This window comes from Pseudoscardovia suis (assembly GCF_002797875.1).
Classification (GTDB): Bacteria; Actinomycetota; Actinomycetes; order Actinomycetales; family Bifidobacteriaceae; genus Pseudoscardovia; species Pseudoscardovia suis.
Window position 1 is genome coordinate 269,104 of the sequence record NZ_PGFC01000001.1, and the last position, 25,013, is coordinate 294,116.

General features: G+C 61.6%; 17 protein-coding genes and 2 tRNA genes. 11 read left to right on the forward strand and 8 right to left on the reverse strand.

Features of this window, described 5'->3' with window-relative positions:
* Nucleotides 1–258: 258 nt before the first annotated feature.
* Together CLV65_RS01005 and CLV65_RS01010 are read right to left on the reverse strand one after the other, a co-directional pair.
* On the reverse strand, nt 259–1,278 hold the full coding sequence (locus tag CLV65_RS01005) for a class C sortase (protein WP_244569122.1): 1,020 nt from the start codon (nt 1,276–1,278) through the stop codon (nt 259–261).
* Nucleotides 1,279–1,470: 192 nt separating this feature from the next.
* Complete coding sequence (locus CLV65_RS01010; protein ID WP_094691004.1) at nt 1,471–2,130, reverse strand: NUDIX domain-containing protein; 660 nt, start codon at nt 2,128–2,130, stop codon at nt 1,471–1,473.
* Between the two features lie 325 nt (nt 2,131–2,455).
* Between CLV65_RS01010 and CLV65_RS01015 the strand changes: the two genes are divergently transcribed.
* The 5 genes from CLV65_RS01015 to glgX all read left to right on the forward strand — a co-directional run bounded on the left by CLV65_RS01015 (nt 2,456) and on the right by glgX (nt 9,950).
* Complete coding sequence (locus tag CLV65_RS01015; RefSeq protein ID WP_094691003.1) at nt 2,456–3,148, forward strand: ANTAR domain-containing response regulator; 693 nt, start codon at nt 2,456–2,458, stop codon at nt 3,146–3,148.
* A gap of 216 nt (nt 3,149–3,364) precedes the next feature.
* Nucleotides 3,365–3,438: transfer RNA gene (locus tag CLV65_RS01020), tRNA-Leu, on the forward strand.
* Between the two features lie 224 nt (nt 3,439–3,662).
* Nucleotides 3,663–6,707 carry a DNA polymerase I gene (polA, locus tag CLV65_RS01025; RefSeq protein WP_244569121.1) on the forward strand — a complete coding sequence of 1,015 codons (3,045 nt, stop codon included), beginning with the start codon at nt 3,663–3,665 and terminating at the stop codon, nt 6,705–6,707.
* Between the two features lie 77 nt (nt 6,708–6,784).
* Nucleotides 6,785–7,738 (forward strand): Nif3-like dinuclear metal center hexameric protein, encoded by a 954-nt coding sequence (locus CLV65_RS01030; RefSeq protein WP_094691223.1) that lies wholly within the window; start codon nt 6,785–6,787, stop codon nt 7,736–7,738.
* Nucleotides 7,739–7,829: 91 nt separating this feature from the next.
* Complete coding sequence (gene glgX, locus CLV65_RS01035) at nt 7,830–9,950, forward strand: glycogen debranching protein GlgX (RefSeq protein WP_211278406.1); 2,121 nt, start codon at nt 7,830–7,832, stop codon at nt 9,948–9,950.
* Between the two features lie 17 nt (nt 9,951–9,967).
* Here glgX and CLV65_RS01040 read toward each other — a convergent pair whose 3' ends face one another.
* On the reverse strand, nt 9,968–11,386 hold the full coding sequence (locus tag CLV65_RS01040) for a hypothetical protein (protein ID WP_094691001.1): 1,419 nt from the start codon (nt 11,384–11,386) through the stop codon (nt 9,968–9,970).
* Between the two features lie 283 nt (nt 11,387–11,669).
* Here CLV65_RS01040 and CLV65_RS01045 point away from each other — a divergent pair.
* The 5 genes from CLV65_RS01045 (at nt 11,670) to hisN (ending at nt 17,654) form a co-directional block, all read left to right on the forward strand.
* A tRNA-Pro gene (locus CLV65_RS01045) sits at nt 11,670–11,743 on the forward strand.
* 310 nt (nt 11,744–12,053) lie between these two features.
* The gene (locus CLV65_RS01050) at nt 12,054–14,147 is read left to right on the forward strand and encodes an ATP-dependent nuclease (RefSeq protein WP_094691000.1); all 2,094 of its coding nucleotides are present in this window, start codon (nt 12,054–12,056) and stop codon (nt 14,145–14,147) included.
* A 209-nt stretch (nt 14,148–14,356) separates the two neighbouring features.
* A complete protein-coding gene (locus CLV65_RS09170) occupies nt 14,357–14,665 on the forward strand; it encodes a hypothetical protein (RefSeq protein ID WP_420848388.1) in 309 nt (102 codons plus the stop codon).
* Between the two features lie 416 nt (nt 14,666–15,081).
* Entirely contained in the window at nt 15,082–16,599 is a 1,518-nt protein-coding gene (locus tag CLV65_RS01060) for a 3-phosphoshikimate 1-carboxyvinyltransferase (RefSeq protein ID WP_094691222.1), read from the forward strand.
* Between the two features lie 218 nt (nt 16,600–16,817).
* Nucleotides 16,818–17,654 (forward strand): histidinol-phosphatase, encoded by an 837-nt coding sequence (gene hisN, locus CLV65_RS01065; protein WP_244569120.1) that lies wholly within the window; start codon nt 16,818–16,820, stop codon nt 17,652–17,654.
* A gap of 140 nt (nt 17,655–17,794) precedes the next feature.
* Here the strand turns inward: hisN and CLV65_RS01070 are convergent, their stop codons facing one another.
* From CLV65_RS01070 to tnpA, 5 genes are all read right to left on the reverse strand, one after another.
* Nucleotides 17,795–19,477, reverse strand: a complete 1,683-nt coding sequence (locus CLV65_RS01070; RefSeq protein ID WP_158216095.1) for an ABC transporter ATP-binding protein — start codon at nt 19,475–19,477, stop codon at nt 17,795–17,797.
* The gene (locus CLV65_RS01075; protein ID WP_094690997.1) at nt 19,474–20,208 is read right to left on the reverse strand and encodes an energy-coupling factor transporter transmembrane component T; all 735 of its coding nucleotides are present in this window, start codon (nt 20,206–20,208) and stop codon (nt 19,474–19,476) included. Before CLV65_RS01075 ends, CLV65_RS01070 begins: the two co-directional genes overlap by 4 nt.
* A gap of 75 nt (nt 20,209–20,283) precedes the next feature.
* Nucleotides 20,284–21,129 (reverse strand): MptD family putative ECF transporter S component, encoded by an 846-nt coding sequence (locus CLV65_RS01080; protein WP_157847181.1) that lies wholly within the window; start codon nt 21,127–21,129, stop codon nt 20,284–20,286.
* Between the two features lie 1,109 nt (nt 21,130–22,238).
* Nucleotides 22,239–22,766, reverse strand: a complete 528-nt coding sequence (locus CLV65_RS01085; protein WP_094690995.1) for a carboxypeptidase-like regulatory domain-containing protein — start codon at nt 22,764–22,766, stop codon at nt 22,239–22,241.
* A 179-nt stretch (nt 22,767–22,945) separates the two neighbouring features.
* Nucleotides 22,946–23,386: an IS200/IS605 family transposase gene (tnpA, locus tag CLV65_RS01090; protein WP_094690994.1), complete on the reverse strand. Its 441-nt coding sequence runs from the start codon at nt 23,384–23,386 to the stop codon at nt 22,946–22,948.
* Nucleotides 23,387–23,421: 35 nt separating this feature from the next.
* On the opposite strand from tnpA, the gene CLV65_RS01095 reads away from it, so the two are divergent.
* Complete coding sequence (locus CLV65_RS01095) at nt 23,422–24,732, forward strand: RNA-guided endonuclease InsQ/TnpB family protein (protein ID WP_158216094.1); 1,311 nt, start codon at nt 23,422–23,424, stop codon at nt 24,730–24,732.
* Nucleotides 24,733–25,013: the final 281 nt, after the last annotated feature.

Here is a 25,013-nt window from a genome sequence, read left to right on the forward strand (position 1 = left end):
GGCTGCCGTTGATTCGGAACCTGATTGATAGAATAGTCGTTCGATATATCGAACATTCTCGAAATCATTGAAATCTGCAATATTTGCGCAAATGCGTCTCAACTGTGCACGTATTGCTGTAGTGAGCAAGGATGTCCGCGCTCGGAATGGCCTTCAACGTGTGTCTGTGTTCGAGAACGCGTGTTTCGCGGCGCATCGCATGGTGGGTCTTCAGACGCGGCCTTTGGTTGTCAGGGGCGCGGGCTTCAGCGGCGAGTCTCAGCGGCGAGCGTGATGCGGCGTCGGCTCATTTGCCATGCGTCGCCTCAGCCATACGGCGGTGCATCCGATGACTGCCAAAATCCCTGTGCAGACCAAGGCATAGGTGCCGGCGGGATAGAAGCCTGTGTCGGGTTGGGTGGCGGCGGGGGCGCTGATGCGTTCGCCGCGCACCAGCAGGCGTTGCGTGTTGATGCCATACGGCGTGCAGGTGAGCAGCGTCACATAGTCCTTGCCATTGACGATGGCGAAATGCGACGTGTCGTCGGGGGCGACGACCCATGTGGCGTCCACACGGTACCAGTGTGTTTCTCCAAGCACTTCGATGGCGAACGTGTCGCCTGCGGAAAGCTCGTTGAGGCGTGTGAACATGAGCGCGTTGGGCAGTCCTCGGTGCGCGGCGATGACGCTGTTCGTGTCCGTGCCGCCGATCGGCAGGCTTGTGCCGTACAGATGCCCGGCGCCTGCCGACAGCGTGGCTTCGTCAGTGCCATGGTAGATGGGCAGCGATACCGAGATCTTGGGAATGTCGATCGTGGCGATGACACCGCGCACCGAAAGCTGGTTCATGTAGTCGGAGTCGGCGTGGAACGATTCGTCATTGAGATTCGCTTGCGGTGTGAGGCCGTTGTACACGCGGCTGTTGTAATCCTCGGCATTCGCGATGAGCCTGCTTTTTTCTTGCGCTTGCAGTCGCGCGGCGTCATCGAGATAGGTGTTGGCCAGATGCGTTTCATGCGAGGCGGATTGCAGTTGCGTGACGATGGGGTAGAGCAATATGCACGAACCCACGACGATGCACAGGAGCGCAATCACTGTCCGCGGTGTGATGCGCGGTGTGATACGAGGCGTGATGCGATGCGTGGACGCGGGGGACGTCGAGATGGCGGACCGAGCCTGGTCGGATTCGACACGGATGGAATCGACGTGGTCACGCCGGCCATGCTCGATGTCTATGCGGCTCCCTGCAGCATGCCGTTCTTCCGCATCAGCGCGTTCGCCGTCAGTAAGTTCTCCCATGCCAGCTCCCGGCTCTCGTCCCTCCATTACCCCATACAATACTCTCGACTCTTGCGAGGTTTGCCTGCGTCGAGGGGTGCCTATCATGCTATCGGCCATGAATCGGGCGGCTGAGGCTCCGTGATTCATGGCCGATGTTGCTTCTTGCGCTGGGAAGTTATTGTGAATCCAAGGAAGGCCAATGACCGATGGTCACCGGTCGGATTCGAGCATCAAGATGTGCTCGTGCTGGATAGCGATGACGGACTTCGCGTCGACGATCGTTCCGTTGAGCACCATCTCATAGGCGTCCTGGATGGGTACGAGACGCACGTTCGACACCGGTGATTCCGGGCCGAGCATGGTGCGCTCAGCGGGCTTGAGCCCGGTCGCGCGGTAAATCGCCGTGTGCTGCGTCGAGAAGCTCGGCGTGTTGACGAAGCGCAGGAACTGGTCGAACGTCTGCGCTTCGAAGCCGGCTTCTTCGCGCAGCTTGCGCCGTGCCACATCAAGGGGGCGCTCGTCCTTGGTCACGGCGTGGCCGGCCGGCAGCTCCAACGTCCACGAATGGTTGGGGATGCGGAACTGTTCGACCAGCGGGATGCGCCCATCGTCGGTTATGGCCAGCACCGCCACCGTGTCGCCATCGTTCTCGCGCAGCACATAGCGGTCAAAATGCCCGATGTTCTCCGCTTCCATCGACACCAGGTCGATGTCGAAGTAGTGGGTCGACAGCACCTGCTTGCGTGCCTCTTCCTTGACAGGGGCGCTGCGCCAGCGGTCGAAAGGCCGGTACGTCTTCGCCTTGTCAAGCAGCTCGCTGGCCGTCTTCTTGATCTTGCTCTTCGTTGCTTTGAATGTTTCGCTGTCCATGGCCGTTTCTCCTTCGAAAGGTTGCGGGTGCTCTTCCTGCAATCCATATTAGGACACGCGTCGCTCTTCAGGCGTGTTGCCGTGTTTCATAGTCGCGTGATGAGAGCTTCGACCGCGCGTCGCGGGCGGGGTGTCGGTATCACCGGGGTGGTATCATCGCTTCAAGTATGCATGAATCATCGGTTTGGCGATGCGCCGGCCGTCCATCAGGCATGGTGGCCGAGTGGTCGGTGATGTGCGCCACGGCTCGTATGCGTCGGCATGTTTTCAGGATTGCCGCGTCGTGCCGAAATCGATTATGTCTGTCTAGCCCTGAGGAGGAGCAATGAGCGCTGCAGAAGCAGAAAGCACCAAGAAAGCCGCTCCGCGTGTTGTGGTCGCCGAGGACGAAGCCCTCAACCGCATGGATATCGTCGAGTCGTTGGAATCCGCCGGTTACGAAGTGGTGGGCGAGGCCGCCAACGGCCAGGAAGCCGTCGATCTCGTCAAGAAGACCCATCCGGACGTCGTTGTCATGGACATCAAGATGCCGGTGAAGGACGGCATCACCGCTGCCCGTGAAATCAACGAGGAGTTCATCGCTCCCGTCGTCATGCTCACCGCTTTCTCTCAGAAGGATCTCGTGGCTGAGGCCGTGGACGCCGGCGTGATGGCATATCTGGTCAAGCCGTTCGTACCGGGCAAGCTGTTCCCGACCATCGAGGTCGCCATGCAGCGCTGGCAGCAGATGGTCGCTCTGCGCGGTCGTCTGTCCGGCATCTCCCCGGAGCAGACCGCTGCTGAGGGATCCGACGAAGAGGTCGCCAAGCTGCGTGAGCAGGTCGAGGACCTCAAGGGCCGTCTGGAATCCCGCAAGCATGTGGACCGTGCCAAGGGCCTGCTCATGGAGCACATGGGGCTTACGGAGCAGGAAGCGTTCCGCTGGATCCAGAAGACGTCCATGGACCGCCGCCTGACGATGCAGGAGGTCGCGGACGCTGTGATCGCCCAGATCGAAGGGGACGAGCTCGAAGACTAGCCTCCGCCCACGGTTGGGGCCGGTTGGGAATCACAGGTTGCCGGACTTTCCCGTCTTTCCGTGATTCCCACGTGTTCATGATTCCCACGTGTTGTTTGCGCCGCCTGCGGTTGTGCCGCGGCGGCGTTTTGTTTTGCGAAAATCATGGCAATGGGGTAATGTGTTCCTTTGTCGTCGTGCGATGGCACCGGTTGGTGCATGTAGCATAACGGTGATGCCCCGGTATCCCAATTGGTAGAGGAGACAGCCTCAAAATCTGTACAGTGTGGGTTCGAGTCCCACCCGGGGCACTTTCTTTTGCACATTGCCGTGTTTTCCCATTGCTGTATTTCCCCAAGGTTTTCTTTCGCTGCGTTTTCGCTGTAATTTCAGTTTTTCGCAATTCTGCTTTTCCATCTGCTTTTCGATGTGTGGTTCCTGGCTGTGGCACCGTACGGGTGGTGCGGTGGACGGCTGGCGGTTATGATTGCCGCAGAGCGGTGGAAGTCGCCGTGCAATGGGCAGGAGGTTGCGGATGGCGCAGCAGATCGAAGACGGCGAATCCATGAACAAGGAATCAATCAACGAGGAACCTCTCAATACGGAAGCCACCGAAGGCAGCGCTTCCGACGGTGCGCACGGCGATGCTGCGACAGGTGCGTCAGCCGACACGCTCGTCGCATCCAACGGCCGTCTTCTGGTCGTCGACGGCCATTCGCTTGCATTCCGCGCGTTCTTCGCGCTGCCGGTCGACAACTTCTCGACCTCATGGGGGCAGCCCACGAACGCCGTGTGGGGTTTCGCCAAGATGCTCTCCAATGTGATCGCCACCGAGAAACCAACGCATATCGGGGTTGCGTTCGACATGGCGGGCGGCACGTTCCGCCAGAAGATGCTGCCGCAATACAAGGGTACGCGTGACGCCGCGCCGGAGGAATTGCTCAGCCAGCTGCCCATCATCCAGCAGATGCTCAAGGCGATGGGCGTCACCTACATCGAAAAGCAGGGGTACGAGGGCGACGACATCATCGGCACGCTCGCCACGATGGGCGAGAACGCCGGCTTCGACACGCTGGTGCTGTCCGGTGACCGCGACGCCTTCCAGTTGGTGGATTCGCGCATCACCGTGCTGTATCCGGGGCATCATTTCAAGGATCTCAAACACATGACGCCGCAGGCGATCGAGGAGAAATACAAGGTCACGCCCCAGCAGTATCCCGACCTTGCCGCGATGCGAGGCGAACAGGCGGACAACATCCCGGGAGTCCCCGGCGTGGGCGATGGTTTCGCCGCGAAATGGATTAATCAGTATGGTGGGCTCGAGCAGATCATCGAGCATGCCGACGAAATCACCGGCAAGAAAGGCGAAGCGCTGCGCGACAGCATCGATCAGGTGCGACTCAACCGTCGGGTGAACGCTCTCGTGCGCGACCTTGACCTAGGGGTGAGCGTCGAGGATTTGCGCATGAAGGCGCCTGACCGCGCTGCCGTGGATGAGCTGTTCGCCCATTTGGAATTCAGCAAACGCACCGAGGGCACGATCCTCAAGCCGTTCCCCAAGGGCGAGGCATCAGAACGGGTGAAGCTCGATCTGTCAGGCCTCCAAGCGGCGCCGTCGGATGCTGCGAAGGATGACACGCCGGTGCGCACGCCAATCATCGATGATGTGGCAGCCGCGGATGTGCCGCAATGGCTGCGCGAGCATTGCTTGGCAGCATTGGCGCCCGAGACGGGGAAGGCGTCCGCCGCTGACACCGAAGCCAATGGCGCTGATGCCGTATCGGAAGACGCTTCCGACGCTTCCGACGCGCCGCAGCATGCAGGCGTGCCGGCAGATGCCATCTGGTCGCTTGACGCACAGCCCCGCCAGACGGGCAAGGAGAGCAACGTCATGCCGCGGCTCGCTCGCCTCACGATCCTCGCCCCGGACAGCCACGTGGCATCCCTGAGCGCATCTAACATCACCCCACAGATCGCGAAGGAGCTGTCCCAGGAATTCGCCAATCGCGCCGGTTCGCTTGCCGTGCACGGCTATAAGGAGGCAATCCACCTCTTTGACTCCGCCGGACTCACCATGCCCGAACCGTGGATCGACACGAAGCTCGCCGCATATCTGGACTCCGCCGGTTCCAAGCAGGACCTCGAGGACGTGATCACCCGTGTGCTGCCCACCGGCGCGCTGGAATCCGCCGCTCCCGACACAGCGACGGAAGAACTGTCGTTGTTCGACGACCCCCTTGATTCCACCGCCGAGGTGCAGCAAGCCGCGCGTCGCACGGTTGCGGTGGCGGCGCTCGCCCACGTGCTGGCGGGACGCATCGAGGAACGCCACGAGACCCGCCTGCTGCATGACATCGAATACCCGGTCTCACGCATCCTGGCACGCATGGAATCCACCGGGGCCGCGGTGGACGGGCAACGCCTGCGGGACCTGTTCGACACATTCGCGGCAGGCGCCCACCAAGCGGAGGACGCCGCATGGGATGCCGCCGGCAGACAGCTCAATCTTCAAAGCCCCAAGCAGGTGCAGGGAGTGCTGTTCGACGATTTCAAGCTCGCCCCCGTGGGGCGCACGAAATCAGGCGGTTACAAGACCGACAGCGATTCGCTGATGGAACTGGCGATCCGCAACGCCGGCGACGAGCGCGCCAGCGGCTTCATCACGGCACTGCTGCGCTACCGTGAGATCGTCAAACTCAAGCAATGCGTCGAAACATTGCAAAAATCCGTGGACCCGGACGACGGTCTGATCCACACGACCTTCGAACAAGCCGTCACCGCGACCGGCAGACTCAGTTCCGCCAACCCCAACCTGCAGAACGTGCCCAACCGCAATGCGCAGGGGCGAGAAATCCGCAGCGCCTTCGTGCCCGGGGACGGTTTCGTCAGCCTGCTCAGCTCGGATTACTCGCAGGTGGAACTGCGCATCATGGCGCATCTTTCCGGCGACCAGGCGCTCATTGAGGCATTCCGTTCCGGCAAGGACTTCCACCGTTATGTGGCGAGCCTCGTCTACCAAGTCCCCGTCGACCAGATCACTCCCGACCAGCGCAGCCACGTGAAGGCCATGAGCTATGGCCTCGCCTACGGGTTGAGCACCTACGGCCTAGCCCAGCAGCTGCGCATTTCGCCGGCGGCGGCGGATGTGCTCAAATCCAAGTATTTCTCGACCTTCGGCAAGGTGCACGATTACCTTGAATCCTTGGTGGCGGATGCGCGTCGCAAAGGCTACACCGAGACGATGTTCGGCAGGCGCCGCTACATCCCCGACCTCACCGCAAAAAGCTGGCAGCGGCGCGATGCGGCGGAACGCGCAGCCCTGAACGCCCCGATCCAAGGCACCGCCGCCGACATCATGAAGATCGCGATGATCCGCGTGGACCAGGCCCTGAGCGCGGCGCATGCACGAAGCCGCGTCGTGCTGCAGATCCATGACGAACTCGTGCTGGAACTCGCCCCAGGCGAGCAGGATGAAGTGACGAACCTCGTCAAGGACGCGATGGAACACGCCGTGGAGCTGAGCGTGCCGTTGGATGTTTCCACGGGCGTGGGCTCCGACTGGCAGCTCGCCGCCCACTGACGCCCGCCGGCCCGCTCGATCCACAGCCACACATCCCACGTCGCAAGCCGGAAGGAGACCATATGGAAAACCCACAGATGAGCACAGTCAATGACCCGAATGGACGCCCGTTGGGGGAGTCCATCACGCTCAAGCAGGCGATGGATGTGCTCGAAACGCTGTATCCCTTGCGCTACGCGGAATCCTGGGACGAGCCGGGGCTGATCGTGGGGGAGTTGGACTGGCCGGTGCGTCGCATCTACTGCGCCGTGGACCCCACCTACACGGTGGTGCAGGAGGCGCTCGCCTGGCACGCCGACCTGCTGTTCACGCACCATCCGTTGTTTTTCCGTTCCGTGCACACGGTGGGCGGGCAGGGGTTCCGCGGCGAGATCGTCTCTGCGCTCTGCCAAGCGCATTGCGGCCTGTGGGTGGGGCATACGAATGCGGATGCCGCCTACCGCGGGCAAGCGCAGGCGGCGTGTGATGCATTTGGGCTGGTGGATGAAGGTCCGATGGTCCCCATCGACGACCCATCCGCTCTAGGTCCCGTCGGCACAGGTCGTGTGGGCAGACTGCCGCAGCCGATGACGCTGCGCGATTTTGCACAGCGCGTGCATGATGCCCTCATCCCCACGCAACTGGGGGTGCAGGTGGCGGGCGACCTTGATGCACTGGTGTCCAAGGTGGCGGTGCTGCCGGGGTCTGGCGATTCGATGTTCGATGACGTACGCCGTCTGGGCGCCGACGTCTATGTGACGAGCGACCTACGCCACCATCCGGTGACGGATGCGTTCCAGCAAGCGGCGTATGAAGCCAGGATGCGCGCCAAAGGAATCGCGATGGGCACGGCGGGCGACGCGCAGGCGGGCACCAGCGACGCCACGCCCCGGCCGGCCTTCATCAACACGCCGCATTCCGCCATCGAACGCATGCTGTTCCGTTACGCGATCCCCGACGTGACCCGCGCAGTGCAGGAACGCTTCGGGGTGCGCGTCGAGATGCGCATGAGCCCCACCAGCACCGATCCGTGGGCGCTGAGCCTTCGGTGAACACGCCCGGAATCGCCTCAGATACAGAGCATACTTCCGCCATTCGCGCAACCATGGCTGTGTCGGGGTGTCGTCGTGAGACAATGGGAGCATGCGTATCCAACCAGGTTCCATGTTTCCACTCGGTGCAACCTACGATGGGGCGGGTGTCAACTTCGCGTTGTTCTCTCAAGCTGCTGAACGCGTGCAACTGTGCCTCTTCGACGATGACGACAACGAGACGCGCGTCGAGGTGACCGAGCAGAACTCCTATGTGTGGCATGTCTATCTTCCTGGAATCCAGCCCGGGCAGCGCTACGGATACCGCATCTACGGCAAATACGACCCCGACAACGGTGACCGCTGCGACCCGAGCAAACTGCTGCTCGACCCCTATGCCAAGGCCATCGACGGCATGATTGACGGCGACGCCAGCCTGTTTTCATACGACATCATGGATCCGACGAATCCTGAAGGGCGCAACACCGAGGATTCCGCGCCTCACACGATGAAGTCCGTCGTCGTCAACCCGTTCTTCGACTGGAACGACGACCGCCGCCCCAACATCGACTACAACGATTCGGTCATATACGAAGCGCATGTGCGCGGCATGACGAACCTCAACGAGCGGGTGCCGGCGCAGATCCGCGGCACGTACGCCGGCCTTGCATACCCCTCGGTCGTCTCATACCTCAAGAAGCTGGGCATCACCGCCCTCGAGCTCATGCCCGTCCACCAGTTCATCGACGACACGATGCTGCGCGAAAAAGGCCTGAGCAACTACTGGGGATACAACACGATCGGCTACTTCGCCCCGCACAACGCCTACTCAAGCGCAGGCTCGCGCGGCGAACAGGTCAACGAATTCAAATCCATGGTGAAGGCCTACCATGCCGCCGGCATCGAGATAATCCTCGACGTGGTCTACAACCACACCGCCGAAGGCAACGACATGGGCCCCACGCTAAGCTTCCGCGGCATCGACAACAGAAGTTACTACCGTCTCGTGGACGGCGACAGGCGCCACTACTTCGACACGACCGGCACCGGCAACTCGCTGCTCATGCGCTCGCCGCACACGCTCCAGCTCATCACCGACTCCCTGCGCTACTGGGTGACGGAAATGCACGTCGATGGCTTCCGCTTCGATCTCGCCGCCACGCTCGCCCGCCAGCTGGGCGACGTGGACAAGCTTTCGGCGTTTTTCGACATCGTGCAGCAAGATCCGGTGCTCTCCCGCGTCAAGCTCATCGCCGAACCATGGGATCTGGGCAACGGAGGCTATCAAGTGGGTGGCTTCCCGTCGCTGTGGAGCGAATGGAACGGCCGTTACCGTGACTGCGTGCGCGACTTCTGGCGCTCGCAGCCATCCACGATGCCGGAATTCGCATCCCGCCTCATGGGCAGCTCCGACCTGTATCAGACGAACGGCCGCAAGCCGGTGGCGTCCATCAACTTCATCACCGCGCACGACGGCTTCACCCTCAACGACTTGGTGAGCTACAACGGCAAGCACAACGAAGCCAACGGCGAAGGCGGACGCGACGGCACCAACGACAACCGCTCGTGGAACTGCGGTGTGGAAGGCCCCACGCTCCTGCATGACATCAACGAGCTGCGCGCCCGCCAGATGCGCAACTTCATGACGACGCTCATGGTGAGCCAAGGCATCCCGATGATTTGCGGCGGCGACGAGGTGGCGCGCACCCAGCGAGGCAACAACAACGCGTACTGCCAGGACAATGCGATCTCATGGACGAACTGGGACCTCGACCAGTACCAGAAGGACTTCCTGGAGTTCACGAAGAAGGTCGTGCACCTGCGCCTCGACCATCCGGTGCTGCACCGTCGTCACTTCTTCACCGGACGTGCGGCGGGCGATTCATCGTCGAAGATTCCGCAGGCCGAATGGTTCAGCCCCAACGGCGAGATCATGGATCGTGCCGATTGGGCGAACACGCATGCCATGTCGCTCATGCTGTTCCTCAACGGCCATGACATCCCTGAGCCGGATCCCAATGGATTCCATCAGGACGACAATGACTTCCTGCTCATCTTCAACGCGTATTACGAGCCCATGGTGTTCACGCTGCCGGGGGAGGACTACACCCGCAAGTGGCAGCTCATCATCGACACCTCCGATTCGGACGCGCCGATGCTGGCTTATGAGGCGAAGTTCTCGATCACCGCGCAGCCGCGCAGCCTCATCGTGCTGATGAGCGACGACGACTGAGGACTGTGCCCGGATCGTCACGGATTCGTGGGTTGTGAATCGGTGACGGGGGAATCCGATGCGTTCGCTGTATCCGCTGTCAGGGGACGCCGCGCCCGTTGGGGGTCGGTCATGCCTGCCAGTTCGTCGGCCTCGTCGCTCACCATCAGGTCGGCGCTGCGCGCTGCGGCAAGGATGCGCGCCTGGATGCGGTCGGCCTGTATCGCGGCAATCTGCCTCGAAAACGCAATCACCCATGCGAACAGCGTCAGGCATGCCAGCGCCTCCACGCTGGTGAGCGTCGTATCGCCTTTGAGCCAGCGGAGGAGGTCACAGCAATCCACCGCCACAATGATGTATGAAAACGCATACAGGAAGCGTGAAAGCTGCGGCATGAGCCACGGCAACAGAACGAGCAGCAACCCCATCGGCACGCTCATGCCGCGCGCGAACACATTGTGCAGCACCGGATGCGGCGTGTAACGGAACGATCCCACGCCGATGAGCCCCACGCCGGTCAGGGAAAGCAGCAGCGAGAAGATGACGATGCGCGCCACATTGGTGCGCGATTTCTTCGTGACATCGGGTGAATCATCCTCGCCTTTGGAGACCATCTGCGTGGTCGTCAGCTCGAAACTTGCGAAATACGTGACGATGATGATGCACAGCCCGGCGAGTATCAGCGTTGCGTTGAACAGTTGCGCGGCGAACGTCGTGCGGTCACCCAGCTGCGAGAAGTTGTTGTGCCACCACCACGGGTCGTCGCTTGTCAGAGCGGCGACCGTGACACCGGATATCACAAACAGAGGCAGCATCGTGGCGATGGCCTTCGCGCTCAGCGACGAGGCCTGTATGAAGCCAAGGTATGACGCCACGCCTGCGAACGCGCCCACGATGCCGGGCATCAGCGAGTCGAAAAGATCCTTGCCCATCATCGTGTCCACCGCCGAGAGCAGCGCGTACGACATGAAGAATGCGGTGGCGGAGAACACGATCGACAGTGCGCACGCCTCAATCACCCGACGCAGCACCCGCAAGGGGAGCCGCCGCAGTGTGCGGACCGCTTTGGGGGCCGGCATCATGGGGGTGCGGGCGTAGCCGATGATGAACATGATGAACGATGAAACAGCGATGATGGTCGCCGCAGCCAGCATCTTGCGGCCACTGATGAGCCAGATTGCGGACGCCTGCTCAAGGAAGACGGTGGTGGCGACGTAGGCGATGGCGAGGCTCACCATCGCGGCAAGCAGCGCGCGGGTCTCAGTTTTTTGATGGCTGCCCATGGGCGTGCGGCGCATGTGGCGGCGCTTCGTGCCTTTTTTCGCGCTCTTCTGTGTGTTCTTTGTGCCCTGTGTGTTCTTTGTGCCTTTTGTGTCTTCTGTGTCTTTTCCCGTGTCTTCCGGGGCGGACTGCTGCTCGGTTGCTGCGGGGGAAGCCTGTATGCTGCCTGATGTCATTGCTGCTCCTCCCTGTATCATGTCTGCCGGCGGGCGTGACGCCATTCGCCGTGGCAGGCGTGATTGCATGCTGAACATGCCCATTATTTCGTTGTGGCTCGACACTGGCAGGGTTGCGGTGGCGGCTTTGTCTTGCGGCATGGCGGGGAGTCGCAAGGGAATTGTGATGGTACGGGCTGCGTTGGGCGGCGCGGCGCAGGGATCATGGTTTTGAATTGTCGGACGGTGGGTTATAGTTGTGTGAAGTGTCTCCGTGCACCAGTGTGTGCACAGGCATTCAGTTCGGGCCGTAGCGCAGCTTGGTAGCGCGCCTGCTTTGGGAGCAGGATGTCGCGGGTTCAAATCCCGCCGGCCCGACTTTTTATGGTTTGCGACTTAGTATTTCTCGTCTTTTCGCTTTGTTGCCTTTGTCCTTTCAATCCTGTTGCCTCTGTAACCTTGTCCCTTGTCGTCGTTGACCCTGTTGTCCTTTTGACTTTGTTTCTTTAGTTCCTCTGTTGTCTGTTTCGCTGTCTGCCTGTTTTGAAACGGGCGGTTCTCGTGATTGTGATTCTTGCGACTCTGGCCGCGCGGATGGGTAGAATCGGGAACGTCATCGTGCATGCACTCGTCGTCGATGGTCCGCCGGCATGAGGTGCACGCACACTTGCCCGGCAGGAGGCGTGGCATGCGGTTGGTTCGCTTGCGTATTCACAATCACAGCAGGCTCGTGCGCGACATCGACATCGAGGTGCGACGCCACCTGGTGCTCGTGGGTCCCAATGATTCAGGCAAATCCTCGATACTGCGCTGCCTGGATCTGCTTCTGGGGGCTGCGCCGGAGGAACTGCCGCTGCGCATCAGCCTCGATGATTTGCGCGACCGCAACGAGGAATTCCGCGTCACCTGCGAGTTCGCCAGCCTGACTTCTAAGGAGCGCCGCCAGTTCGCCGACGTGACGTTCAAGGATGCTCGCTGCGACGACGGCCCGGTGTTCGCGCTCACATTGCGCGTCGATCCGCCGCAAGGGGCGTTCGGTGGCATGGGTAGTGGTGCGGGGATCGGCACTGGCGCCGGCTCCGGTGCCGGCGGTACGGGCGGCAGTGCAGCAACCGCAGGCATGACGGGCACCGCGGATTCCACCGATGCTGCCGTGCACATCACCCGCAGCTTCATGGTGCGCGACATCTTTGGAAGGCATGAAGTGGGACCGGTGGACGATGCAAGGCTTGCAGCAATTGGATGGCGCTTCGCCAGCTCGCAACGCCGCCACACGCTGTCGCAACCCACGGCGGACGAAGAGATCATCATGCGCCTGCGCCGTCTGCACCGCTTGGGCATGCCGGGCGACCTGTACCTTAACAGCGCGGTGTCGGCGATCGCATTGTCTTGTGAGGAATCCGAATCCATCAGCCAGGCATACAGCGGTGTGGACGTGCGGCTGGAGCGATCAGAGGAGCTGGGTGCCGTGCGCGCCAAGCTCGCCGAGCAATTGGCGCAGATTTTTCCCCAGCCGGTGACCGAGGATGACGTCGAGTTCGTCTACGCGGGGCTGCCGCGCAATCCGCGCAACCCGATGGAGGGCGTGATGCTGCGTGTCAACGTGGGCGGCGACCGGCGTACCGAGCGTTCCGAGGTGATGGGCTCCATCGCGCAGTTCGTGCTCGCCGCCCAAGGCGCGGGGATTCTTGCGATTGACGAGCCGGAGCTTCATTTGCATCCCAGCAGCCAGCGCAGTCTGGCGCGCATGCTGGAGCGCGGAGGGGCTCAATGCGTGATCTCCACTCATTCCGCGGATATCGTGAGCGCGTTCGACCCTGATTGCGTCGTGACGATGCGAGCGGGCGTCGCCAAACAGCTGCGCCGCGGTTCGCTGGATGATGACGCGCGTGTGCGCATGCGCCTGTGGACGCACGATCGTCTGGAGCCGCTCACCGCGCGGCGCATCATTTTGGTGGAGGGCATCACCGACCGGCTCATCGTGGAGCGCGTGGCGCAGGTGACCGGGCGTGATCTTGACCGGCTGGGCGTTTCGCTGGTGCAAACCGACGGAGTGGGCAAGATGATCCCATTTGACAAAGTGTTTGGCTCGGAAGGCTTCGACGTGCCGATTTATCGGCTCATCGACAGCGATGCGGCGCAGGATGCCGCCGAGCGTATGCACGTGCCGGTGAGCAAGCTGGAAACGCGCCATGTGTTCGTGAGTCAGCGCGACCTTGAGGACGAGTATGTGCGCGGTCTGGGCGCGGACGTTGTGTGGGGCGCATTGCGAGAAGGCGGGCTTGTGGCGCTCAGCGTGCTCAAAGCATGGCGGGCGCAGTGGCGCGCTCAGGCGCGGGAGACCGCTCAGCACAATGCACAGCAGGATGCGTCACTGCCTCAGGGTGCATGGTTGGGCGATCCGCGGGTGCAGGATTCGCGGGCGAAGGATTTGCGGGTGCGGAATCCACAGGTTGGTGATTCGCGGGTGCACGATTCGTTGCCGCAGGATTCGCAGGCGCGGGATTCACGGGTGGAGAATTCCTTGCTGCAGGATTCGTTGTCGCGAGATCCGCTGGCGAGGAACCTACTGGCGCATGATTCCTTGCTGCGGGATCCACAGGCGGATGATTCGCTGCCGCAAGAGCCTCCGACCATGGAACAAGTGGCGGAATTCTGCCGTTCCAGCAACAACAAGGTGCCTTCGGCGCTCTCAGTGCTCGATTGCATCACCCCGCAATCCGCCCTGCGGATCAACTCCATCGCCCGCCTTCTTGATGCAGCGACCGGTCAGAAAGCCTGAAAGCGGCCTCCGAAGGCAGCGTAAGAAAGTCCCAGAAGACCGCCTCCGAATGCAGAGCCAGATGTTTGACGGTTTGACGCTGAGTTGTTGGCTCAGAATCGTGGCTCAGATTGTTCGATGTTAGATCATTGACTTCTAATGGTTGGATTTAGGCACTTGATTCTGGACGTTCGATTCTGGACAATCGTCGGGTGATATCAAGGTGCAGGATGAGCTGCGGCTGTGTCATCTCGAGTGTCGGCTGGCATTTCGTGGAGAGTGGAGACGGAAGCCCCCTGTATTGTGAATACAATCCGGGCGCGAGGACTGGCGCGCATAATTACATCCTGAATAAGGCGGAGAACCAGCACTTTAGGCGCATCGGCTGGACGCAGGAGGACGTTGCCTGGTATGCAGTTCACGTGTCGCCCGTGGCGCCGGCCATGAGTCGCCGAAGATGGAGGTTAGATGACCCTTCTGTGGGTCTGTATCTTCCGTTTTCGGCGACTCGCGGATTTGTCGCCGATGATGGAGGCTAGGAGTGCCGTTTGGAAGTCCGTGACTGCCGTTTTCGGCGAGTGGATTGGTGGGTCGCCGAAGATGGAGGTTAGGAACCCATTTCCGAGGTGTGTAACTGCCGTCTTCGGCGATTCCTGTGTTGGGTCGCCGATGGTGGAGGTCTGGTGGGGTTGAATCATCCTGCGGACTTCCGTCTTCGGCGACGGTTTCGGGGTTCGCCGATGATGGAGGTTAGGAACCCATTTTTGGTGTCTGTAACTGCCATCCTCGGCGAGTGGGTTGGCGGGTCGCCGAAGATGGAGGTTAGGAACCCATCTCTGGGGCGTGTAACTGCCGTCTTCGGCGACCTATGAATGGGCTGCCGGAGACGGATACCGCGGGTGGGTTCCGGTGGTGGCTGCGGCGGCGCGGCAGGGCGGACGCTACGATGGGAAGCATGACCGATTCGAACAGCACTCGTGCATATCCCGATCCATGGCCCGCACCGCTTGCCGCGCATCCGCTTGACGCCACGGTGACGATCCCCGGCAGCAAGTCGCTGTCGAACCGATACCTGATTCTCTCGACCTTGGGCACGCGCCCTGTGACGCTCGTCGGCCTGTTGCGCTCGCGCGACACCGACCTGATGATGGGCGCGCTCAAGGCCTTTGGCGTTAAATGCGACGTTGACCCTGACGACGAGACGACGGTCACGGTCATCCCGCCGGCGAGCGGACGCTTCCATGGCGGCGAAACCGTGTATTGCGGCCTCGCCGGGACCGTCATGCGTTTCGTGCCCGGTCTGGCATTGCACGCTGACGCGCCGGTGCGCTTTGATGGCGATGCGCAGGCATACAAGCGTCCGATGAAACCGCTGCTCGACGGTCTTACGCAGATGGGCGCGCGTGTGGATTACGAAGGCGAGGAGGGGTTCCTGCCGTTTACCATCACGCCGCCGCAGGTGATTGATTCTGCGGATTCTGCGGATTCTGCGGATTCTGCGGATTCTGCGGATTCTGCCGATTCTGCCGATTCTGCTGATTCCGCTGATTCCGCTGCCGCCACCGAGCTTCACGTCACCATCGATTCCTCGGGATCGTCCCAATTCATCTCCGGCCTGCTCATGGCGGCGTCGCGCTTCCCCCGACCGGTCGCCATTACCCACAGGGGCGCGCACCTGCCGAGCCTTCCGCACATCCGCATGACGATGGCCGACCTCCAAGCCTCCGGCATCAGCGTGACGATGGATGCCACGGCGGATGGCAAACCGGGCGACACCGTGGATGCCACGGCGGGCGATTCTGCCACCGCGGCGGTGCACGCGGTCACCTGGCATGTGACGCCGGGCGAGGTTCAGCTGCCCAGCCGTGTGGTCGTGGAACCCGATCTGTCGAACGCCGCGCCGTTCTTGGGTGCCGCGCTTATCGCCGGCGGCACGGTGAGAGTGCCCAATTGGCCGGAAAACACCACGCAGCCGGGCGGCTTGCTGCCGCAATACCTGCGCAACTTCGGCGCGGACGCTCAGCGTTCTGCCGACGGCGTGATGACCGTCACCAGCGACGGCGTCGCATCCGGTGGCGTGCACGGCCTGGGGGACTTCGACCTGTCGGCTGCCGGGGAGATAGCCCCGTCACTTGCCGCGATCGCCGTCCTTGCCCACGGCGACACCGCGCTGCATGGCATCGCCCACCTGCGCGGCCATGAGACAAACCGGTTGGCGGCGCTCGTCGCCGAGATCACCCGCATCGGCGGGGACGCGGAGGAACTCGACGACGGCATCCGCATCGGTTCCGTGCCCTTGGCGAGCTTGCATGGCGCTGTGATGGAAACCTACGCCGACCACCGCATGGCTACGTTCGCGGCGATGATCGGTCTCGTGGTGCCCGGGGTGGAGGTCACGAACGTCGCCACGACGCGCAAGACGATCCCGGACTTCCCCGGCATGTGGAACGCTATGCTGGCGCAGCACCGCTGACATCGTGGATTCGCAGGTGCTGTGGATTCGTTGACACCCAGATCCATTGGCGTCCGAATCCACTGACACCCCCAATCCTCCCGCATGTAGTCGGTTGGCAGCAGCTGCAGAACCAGTCGCATCCAGTGTCATGCACGTCATGCGCGTCATGCAACACCTGCCACGGCACCTGCCACAACACGTCACACAACACACAATCACGGAAAGAGGGCCATCCTTTGACTGGCACAACAGCATCCATCTACGACACGCATTCCTACCGCGACGATTTGAAAGTCAACCCGCTGTTCGCAGACCTCGAATTGGCGCTTTCGATGGCGGACCGCGCGGACGCCATCAGTCTCGCGCGCTTCGGCGCCCTTGACCTGCACGTCGAGTCCAAGCCTGACCACACGCCGGTCTCCGACGCCGACCGTGCTGTCGAACGCGCCATCCGTGAGCAAATCGCCAAGCATCGCCCCGGGGACGCCGTGTACGGCGAGGAGCTGGGCAAGGCGGAATCCACTGGCCGCCGTTGGATTCTCGACCCCATCGATGGCACGAAGAACTATGTGCGCGGCGTGCCCGTGTGGGCGACCCTCATTGGCCTGCAGGTGGGCGGGCAGATTGTGGCGGGCGTTGTCTCGGCACCGGCATTGCACAACCGTTGGTTCGCCATCAAGGACGGCGGCGCGTACATGGGCCGCGGCGTGGATGACGCGGTGCGCATCCACGTCTCCCGCGTGGCGAAGCTCGAGGATGCGTCCATGTCGCTGTCGAGCCTGACCGGGTGGAAAGAGCGCGGGGACCGCCAGCAGTTGCTTGACCTGACGGATTCGATGTGGCGTCTGCGCGGCTTTGGCGATTTCTGGCAGTACATGCTTGTGGCGCAGGGGGCGGTGGATGCTGCGGCAGAACCCGAGCTCGACCTGTATGACATGGGCGCGCTCGTGCCTATCGTGACCGAGGCGGGTGGCACTTTCACCGACCTTGACGGCAACCCCGGCCCGTGGGGTGGCTGCGGTCTGGCGACCAACGGCCTGCTGCATCAGCAGATTCTCGACGCACTTCGGTAGCGCGCGGCGGCGTGATGACGCGGTCCGGCGCAGCAGCGTCGAATGCGGCAGCGTCAGGCCGCACTGCAGGATGCGGCGCTGCTTAGACGGACTGCGCGTCTATCCGGGCCACGCGCTGCATCCTATCCGGCGTGGACAGGTCATGCGATGTGCGGCACCAGCGCGTCAAACAGCTTGCCGGCACTGCCCGGGGATGCAAGGGGATACCAGTCGGCAAGACGCCCGTTGACGATATGCGCCACATAATCCGAGACCTCGAACGCGAACTCGGGGTCATGCGTGACCGCGACAATCGTCCTGCCACGCCGGGCGAGCCCGCGAATCAGCTGCGACACCTCATGCATGTGATGCAAATCCAGCCCGCTGGTCGGCTCGTCCACGATGATGACCGGTCGTTCGCTGGCGATTGCCGCGGCAATCGCCACACGCTGCTTTTGCCCGCCGGACAGCGACAGCGGATGCCGGTCGGCGCACTCGCGCAATCCCAACGAGTCCAGTACATTCAGCGCCGCCTGCTCATTTTCATGCGGCTGCGAGAGCATGACCTCGGCGAGCACGGATTCGGTGAACAGCTCACGGTTGACGTCCTGCAGCACGGTGGTGCAGACGTCCAGCCGTTGCCGTGCCTGCAGGCGCACGCCGTCAGGGGTGATGAGCGTGCCCTTGCATCGGCGGTCGAGACCTTGGAGGCAGCGTGCGAATGTCGATTTGCCCGCGCTATTCAATCCCACGATGGTCGTGACGGCGCCGCACGGCAGGTCCAGTGCCGCGATGTCAAGGCTGTCGCGCCGCGCGTGAGGATACCGGTAGCGAAATCCGCGGACGTGATAGGCGGGCGTTGCCCCGCGCACTAACGTTGTCTCAGGCGCGAGCGGTTCCCCGCACACGGATGTGTGGCCGGCGTCAATCGGCGTGGACGTACTGGCAGTGTCGACAGCGGCAGGCATGCGTCCGGTATCAACATGCGCGATTATGCGTCCGGTATCAACAGCAGCGGGCGTGGCATGCTCGGTTGCGTGAACCGGTGCATGCAACGGTGTGTGCTCCTTGCGCTCGCAGTCATCGCGCAACTGCTGCAGCGTGAGCGGCCGCAGCCCGAAGCTCCGCCGTTCGGCGTCGGTCAGCCTTTGCCATTCCTCGCGGGAGAACACACGTGCAATCCGTCCGCCATCCAATAGGATCGCGGTATCGACGAGACCGTCGAGCCAGGCGAGGCGGTGTTCGGCGATGACGATGGTGCGGCCTTCGCTTTTCCATGTTGCGACGATGGCGCGTAGGGCGGCGATGGCGGTTGCGTCAAGGTTGCTCGTCGGCTCGTCCAGCACGAGGATGCCAGGGTTGGTGGTGGAGACCGCCGCGCAGGCGACGCGCTGCAGTTGCCCTCCGCTCATGTCGGCGAGCGGACGGTCCAGAAGGCCTTCCAGATGGAATCGGCGGGCGGTGGATTCCACTCGTGCGCGGATTTCATCAGGCGGCATGGCGAAGTTTTCGCAGGCGAAAGCCAGCTCGTCACGCACGTTCATCGTGAAGAACTGGGTGTTGGGATTTTGGAACACGGATCCCACTTGCTTGGCAAGGGCCGCGATGTCGGCGTTGCGGGTGTCCGTTCCGCCGACCGTGACCGTGCCGGTGAGAGCGCCGGGGAAGTATTGGGGTGCCAGCCCGTTGATCAGCCGCGTGAGCGTCGTCTTCCCGCATCCTGATGCCCCGCACAACACGACCACTTGCCCGGCAGGCAAGGCGAGGGTGGTCTCGTGCAATCCCTCACGTCCCGTTGCGTAATGGAACGAAGCATGGTCCAGTTGCACTGCCGCGCGTGTCATCGCACCACCCCCGCGGCAGTGAGCGCCCACAGGGCATAGCATGCGGCGCAGCCAGCGAACATCAGTATGTCGAACGCACCGAAACCGACCTTGGCGATGCTCGTGCGGTCGCGGCGCTCGCCAAGCCCTCGCGTCAACGCGGCCTGGGTGAGTTCATCGCCGATGCGCACCACATTCGCCACCAGCGGCACAATCCGGTATTCCAGCATGAGCCTCGCCTTGCGGCCCCGCACGCGCACGCCGCGCATGCGCATCGCGTCGCGAATCGCGCGCTGCTCCTGCGTGGCGGTGGGGAAGAACCGGAATATCACCGCCAGCGGTATGGTGATCGCCTGCGGCACGTGCCACCGTTGCAATGCGGTGGTCAGCTCGCTCGCCGTGGTTGTCGCCATCAGCCAATACGCGGCGACGCCGCTGGGCAGCATCTGCATCCACATCGCAACCGACATCGTGGACAGCCACGCGAATGATCCTTGCCAGGTCACCGCCAGACGCGCCACGCCGATGCACATGCCGGCGAACACTGCCATGCACAGCGCCTGCCGCACACGTCCCGAGCAGGCCAGCAGCACGAATGCCGCGGCGGAAAGCAACCAACGCACCCACTGCATTGCGGGTGCAGTGCCGCCGGCGGACGTGAGGCAGAAGCATCCGACGGTGAGGGTGAATGCGAGCTTGGTGCGGGGATCGCAGTGAAGCGGGCCGCGCTGGGCGAGGGAACTCATATGCATGGATGCATCCGATTGGTTGGGTGATGGGTTGGGTGAGCCTTGATGAGGGGGCAGGCGTTGGGTCAGACGGATGGGTCAGACGAGCCCTGCGCGCTGGAAGTGGCGGCGCAGCAGTCCGAATCCGATCAGTGCGCCGAGCACGCCGCCGACGATGCCGAGCACAAGGACCACGGGAAGCGTCCATGCGGGGAACAGCCCTGCCAAGCGGTTCGCATATTCGGCGCCCCTGCTTGCGGCGAGTTGCTGCAGGTATGAGGATCGGCCGATGTAGAACGGCAGGAACATGCCGATGTTCCACAGGTTGAATACGGCTGCTGTGGCGAGCGTGGTGCCTGTGCGGCGCTTGCGGTGGTTGGGGGTTGTGGCGGTGGTGTTTGGAGTTGTGGTGGCGGTGCTGGTGTTTGTGGCGTTGGCGGTGGTGGCGGCACGCGTGGCGATGACATCGGCGATTACCGCGGCAATGATGGACGTGGCGACCGTGTAATAGTTGCCATGCACCCCGCCCATCAGCACGGCAAGGAGGCAGCCCATGATGCTGATCGCTCCGAAACGCGGCGTCTTGGCCATGAGCAGCATGAGGGGAGTGGTGCCCAGCAGTCCGCAGATGAAGCCGGTGAATGGCATGCCCACGGGGATGAGATGCGTGATGAGCGCGCCGATTGAAATGACCACCAGATACAGCACGGTGTACACGCCGACGGAGATAAGGTCGCGCGTCTGCAAACGGTTACGGCGAGACGTGCCAGCGGTGGCTGCGGTGGTGGTAGTGGGCTTGGTTGCAGCAGGCTTGGTTGCAGCAGGGTCGGCGGTTGCTGTTGTGTCGTGTAATGCCAGTGATTGCCCTGTGAAGGATTGCGCTGTTTGGGATTGCGATGTGGGGGATTGCGATGTGGTTTGATTGGGGTTGTCGATGGTGCTCATGCTTCCTCCGGCCTTGTGGCGAATAAGGGTGCTGGTGCGCCACCTGTCCGAATCCTGGATGTCTGATGCCGTGCCGGCTGCATGCAATGCCGCGCGCCAGGTCTCCTGGTGCATCCGGTTGGTGTCGTCGCCACACAGGTTAGCGGCAATCGAGAGGAATGTCACTAGTTCGCGCGAAAAAAATCACAAAATCACGCCTGCCCTTCGCCCCCGGGCACACATCTGGGAATCCACCGTGCTCAGCCTTCAAGCCAGCCATACAGCACCAGGGAATTCCCTTACTAATTTCTGTGCCGAATCCTTTTATCATGCCCCTCGCCAAGCGGGACAGTGCTGTGCTCAGTCCGCTTGGTCATCCCCTGCGATGTGGGGTCGCCGATGGCGGATGTTAGGAATCCCTATAGGAATCTGTATCCTCCGTTTTCGGCGACGGTTTTGTGTGTCGCCGATGGTGGAGGTTTGGGACCTTGCTTCGGTGCCTGTAACTTCCGTTTTCGGCGATTATTGTATTGGTCGCCGATAGTGGAGGTTAGGAATCTTTTCTAGGGGTCTGTATCCTCCGTTTTCGGCGACGGTTTTGGGTTTCGCCGATGGCGGAGGTTTGGTGGGGTTGGATTGGTCTGTTAGCTTCCGTCTTCGGCGACCCATGGATGTGTCGCCGATAGTGGAGGTTTGGCGGGGTCGGATTGGTCTGTTAACTTCCGTCTTCGGCGACCCATTGATATGTTGCCGAAGACGGAAGTTTGGAACCTGTTCTAGGAGGTTGTATCCTCCGTTTTCGGCGATGAACATACCGTCTCGCTTGCCTGCGCCATGCCTGCGCGATGCGCCGATGAGAATCGGTGAGTATAACAAAAGTGGCCGGTCCCGTGGAGGGAACCGGTCCCTTGAGTTCGTTCGGTGCTGCCGAATCGTTTGTGGGTTTCAACGTCGTCGGACGCTGAAACCTCCGTCGATCAGCAAACTGTGGCCTCACGACCATCGGTCTGCGGCCATCGGTCATCGGTCTGGCGACCAACGGGCTGCTGCATCAGCAGATCCTCGACGCGCTGCGGTAGTGAGTGCGCGGTGGTGCTCGGTGCGCCGTGCTTCGCAGACGCCTACCGAGGTCAGATGGACTCATCGGACCATTCGCCGAGTGGCACGGTCACCATCTGTGGGGATTCGCTGCCGATAATCACGGGAATCGTATGATTCGTCACATCGCCATCGGCGGTTGCCGCCCTGTTGTTCGCCTGCGTAAGGGAATCCGCCGACAGGCATGAATCGTATCCAGCGTCGCACTGCCTATCTGCTGTGCGTTGCAGACAGCTTACCGTCACATTCGCCTGGCCGGAACTCACCCCGTCGATGCGCGCGGTGCCGTCGGTGTTCGTGTAGGTGTATTCCCTTACCGAGCTTCTGGGCTCGTGGCGCTGAGGCGTGACCATGACGTCGCAGCCCGAGATTGGCTTGCCGCTGCGACCCGTCACTGTGATGAGCACATCCGTGTGATACACCCGCGTCCACGGCATGCGGTCGTTGAGATTGTGAAACCATGTGCAATACGCTGCGCCGATTGCGACGGCGATGGCGAGCACGACGGCGATGACGATGCTCGTGATGTGACCGTGGCGGTTGTGTGTGTGCTGGTGCATCGGGAATCACCTGTCTGCAAGTGCGGTTGTGTACAAGTTATAGATGCGATCGGTAAACCGAGGACTAAAGTCCTGCTTACCATTTGACATTGAGGATACTCCGTTTAACCAACCTGTATTGCCAACGATGGTTTCGGATTGAACAATTGCGGTCGCAATCTCTTCCCGTGAGGGAGGGGTCAAGACCGCCGCGCATACTTTCTGTTTGGCTTCTGCTGGTCTTGTATATATCGTTTGATAATTTCCAGCGGTGCTCCGCCGCAGCTCACAATGCAGTAGCTTGGCGACCAGAAGTGGCCGCCCCACAAGGCCGCTCGGACTTCCTGCCAGTCCTGCTCATGGACTCTTTTGCTGCTGTTGGTCTTCAGACTCATGACGAGCTTGCTGAGCTGGACTTTCGGTGGGTAGGCCACGAGGAGATGCGCATGGTCCTTGTCGGTCTCGAACTCCTCAAGTTCGCACTCGAAGTGTTCGCAGACCTCCCGGAACGTGTCGCCCAGCAGTTTCGTCACTCTTGGGGACATCACCTCGCGGCGGTATTTGGTGACGAGGACAATATGGGCATGCAATTCATAGACCACATGCCTACCGGTATGCCAATCATGTGTGATTTCAGCCATAGCACAATCATAGACCATGTGATAGAATGAGAGTCATGAAAAGAAGCGCCAGAACCAAAGACAGTGAGACATGGAGGGTTGCCGTCGTGCCCATCCGTCTCTCCGGCGCCGACTATCGCCGTGCCCATGAGGCGTGCCACAATGCGGCGTCGCTATGGAATTTCTTCCTTGCTTCGATTCAAGAGTATTGGAAAGAAAACAAGACCGACCCCACCGAAAAGGAGATGCGGCACTTCCTTTATGAACAACGCCCCGACCTCCGTGACGGCCTCCATGCGCACACGGTGCAGCTAATCCTCAGTGACTTGATGGACGCCATTTCGACATACCGCTCGAACCGCGACTCCGGTGACAACAACGCCAGAGCGCCACATCGGGAGAAGAACTATCGACCTCTGGAGTTCTCCGCCGGCTTCGGCTGGCGAGTGACACCGGACAGGCAGCACATCGCTCTGAGTTTCGGCAAAGGCCACAAGCGCATCACACTTCCCCTCCCCGAGATTGCGGACCCGAAGACCGGCGAGATTCTTCCGCCTGAACGCTGGGGTTCCATGCAACTGTGCTGGAACCACAACGCCCGCAAGTGGAGCCTCCATGTCAGCGTGCCGACCCCGAAACCGCCACAGGGCAATCCGAACATCATCGCCGCGATAGACGAGGGCATCATCAACCCGATGACCGTCGCCATCGAGACCGAGAACTCCTACGACGTGCTGGTGATCAACGGGCGTCACGCCCGCGCCATCAAACACTACAGGAACACTCGCATCGCCACGCTTCAGGAAAAACTGTCACGCTGCGTCAAAGGCTCGAAGCGTTGGCACAAGCTCAACGCGAAACGCAAGCGCATTGAGGCCATGACCGATTCCGCCCTGCACAACGCCAACCACCAGACCACACGCAAGGTCGCGGACTTCATACAGGCACATGACGCCGGGCGCATCGTCGCGGGAGACGTGCGCGACATCGAGAAGAACACCCGCAAGGACGAGGCCAAGCGCATCAAAAACACCAAGAACCAACGCCGCAGGTTGTCCCAATGGTCACGCGGCAAACAAGGGACTTTGCTCGAACACAAGACCGGCAGCACGGTCGGACACATCAACGAGGCTTGGTCGTCCAAGACCTGCCCGGCGTGCCAAACACGCAACCACCCCAATGGGCGTGGATACCACTGCCATAATTGCGGTTTCACCTGCAACCGTGACGCGGTAGGCGCAATCAACATTCTGATGCGCGCACAGCACGGCGCTTACACGCCGATAGACATGGACAAACCGATTCGTGTCAAATATCTCCGGGCCACGCCGATCTTCCAACCGAAGACGGTGCCGAGCATGGAGTAATCCCCGGAACCGGGGCGCGACCCGACATCAAGGCCGTGTAGCCAACTCCTAGGCAATCATCTCTGCCGAAGAATTGGAAGCCTCGCCCGTAAGGGCGAGGAGGTTCACTGGTATCCGTATGGCCGAGTACAAAATGTGTAGTGGCATCATATGAGTACTTGATTTTATTGTTACCCGGATCATGAGGAAAACCTGTGATATGTGCTGAGAATGTGGTGAGTCCACTGTGTCCTACATGATAAGAACCGAACTGACTCAAAGATAATGACGAAGGCATGTCG

Excerpts from the sequence above, each read along its gene's own strand:
- CLV65_RS01040 (WP_094691001.1), bottom strand. The coding sequence starts at position 11,386 with ATGACATCAGGCAGCATACAGGCTTCCCCCGCAGCAACCGAGCAGCAG.
- CLV65_RS01060 (WP_094691222.1), top strand. The coding sequence starts at position 15,082 with ATGACCGATTCGAACAGCACTCGTGCATATCCCGATCCATGGCCCGCA.
- CLV65_RS01015 (WP_094691003.1), top strand. The coding sequence starts at position 2,456 with ATGAGCGCTGCAGAAGCAGAAAGCACCAAGAAAGCCGCTCCGCGTGTT.
- CLV65_RS01085 (WP_094690995.1), bottom strand. The coding sequence starts at position 22,766 with ATGCACCAGCACACACACAACCGCCACGGTCACATCACGAGCATCGTC.
- CLV65_RS01080 (WP_157847181.1), bottom strand. The coding sequence starts at position 21,129 with ATGAGCACCATCGACAACCCCAATCAAACCACATCGCAATCCCCCACA.
- glgX (WP_211278406.1), top strand. The coding sequence starts at position 7,830 with ATGCGTATCCAACCAGGTTCCATGTTTCCACTCGGTGCAACCTACGAT.
- CLV65_RS01075 (WP_094690997.1), bottom strand. The coding sequence starts at position 20,208 with ATGCATATGAGTTCCCTCGCCCAGCGCGGCCCGCTTCACTGCGATCCC.
- CLV65_RS01005 (WP_244569122.1), bottom strand. The coding sequence starts at position 1,278 with ATGGGAGAACTTACTGACGGCGAACGCGCTGATGCGGAAGAACGGCAT.
- CLV65_RS01095 (WP_158216094.1), top strand. The coding sequence starts at position 23,422 with ATGAAAAGAAGCGCCAGAACCAAAGACAGTGAGACATGGAGGGTTGCC.
- CLV65_RS01010 (WP_094691004.1), bottom strand. The coding sequence starts at position 2,130 with ATGGACAGCGAAACATTCAAAGCAACGAAGAGCAAGATCAAGAAGACG.
- polA (WP_244569121.1), top strand. The coding sequence starts at position 3,663 with ATGGCGCAGCAGATCGAAGACGGCGAATCCATGAACAAGGAATCAATC.
- CLV65_RS01070 (WP_158216095.1), bottom strand. The coding sequence starts at position 19,477 with ATGACACGCGCGGCAGTGCAACTGGACCATGCTTCGTTCCATTACGCA.
- CLV65_RS01050 (WP_094691000.1), top strand. The coding sequence starts at position 12,054 with ATGCGGTTGGTTCGCTTGCGTATTCACAATCACAGCAGGCTCGTGCGC.
- CLV65_RS01030 (WP_094691223.1), top strand. The coding sequence starts at position 6,785 with ATGAGCACAGTCAATGACCCGAATGGACGCCCGTTGGGGGAGTCCATC.
- tnpA (WP_094690994.1), bottom strand. The coding sequence starts at position 23,386 with ATGGCTGAAATCACACATGATTGGCATACCGGTAGGCATGTGGTCTAT.
- CLV65_RS09170 (WP_420848388.1), top strand. The coding sequence starts at position 14,357 with ATGAGCTGCGGCTGTGTCATCTCGAGTGTCGGCTGGCATTTCGTGGAG.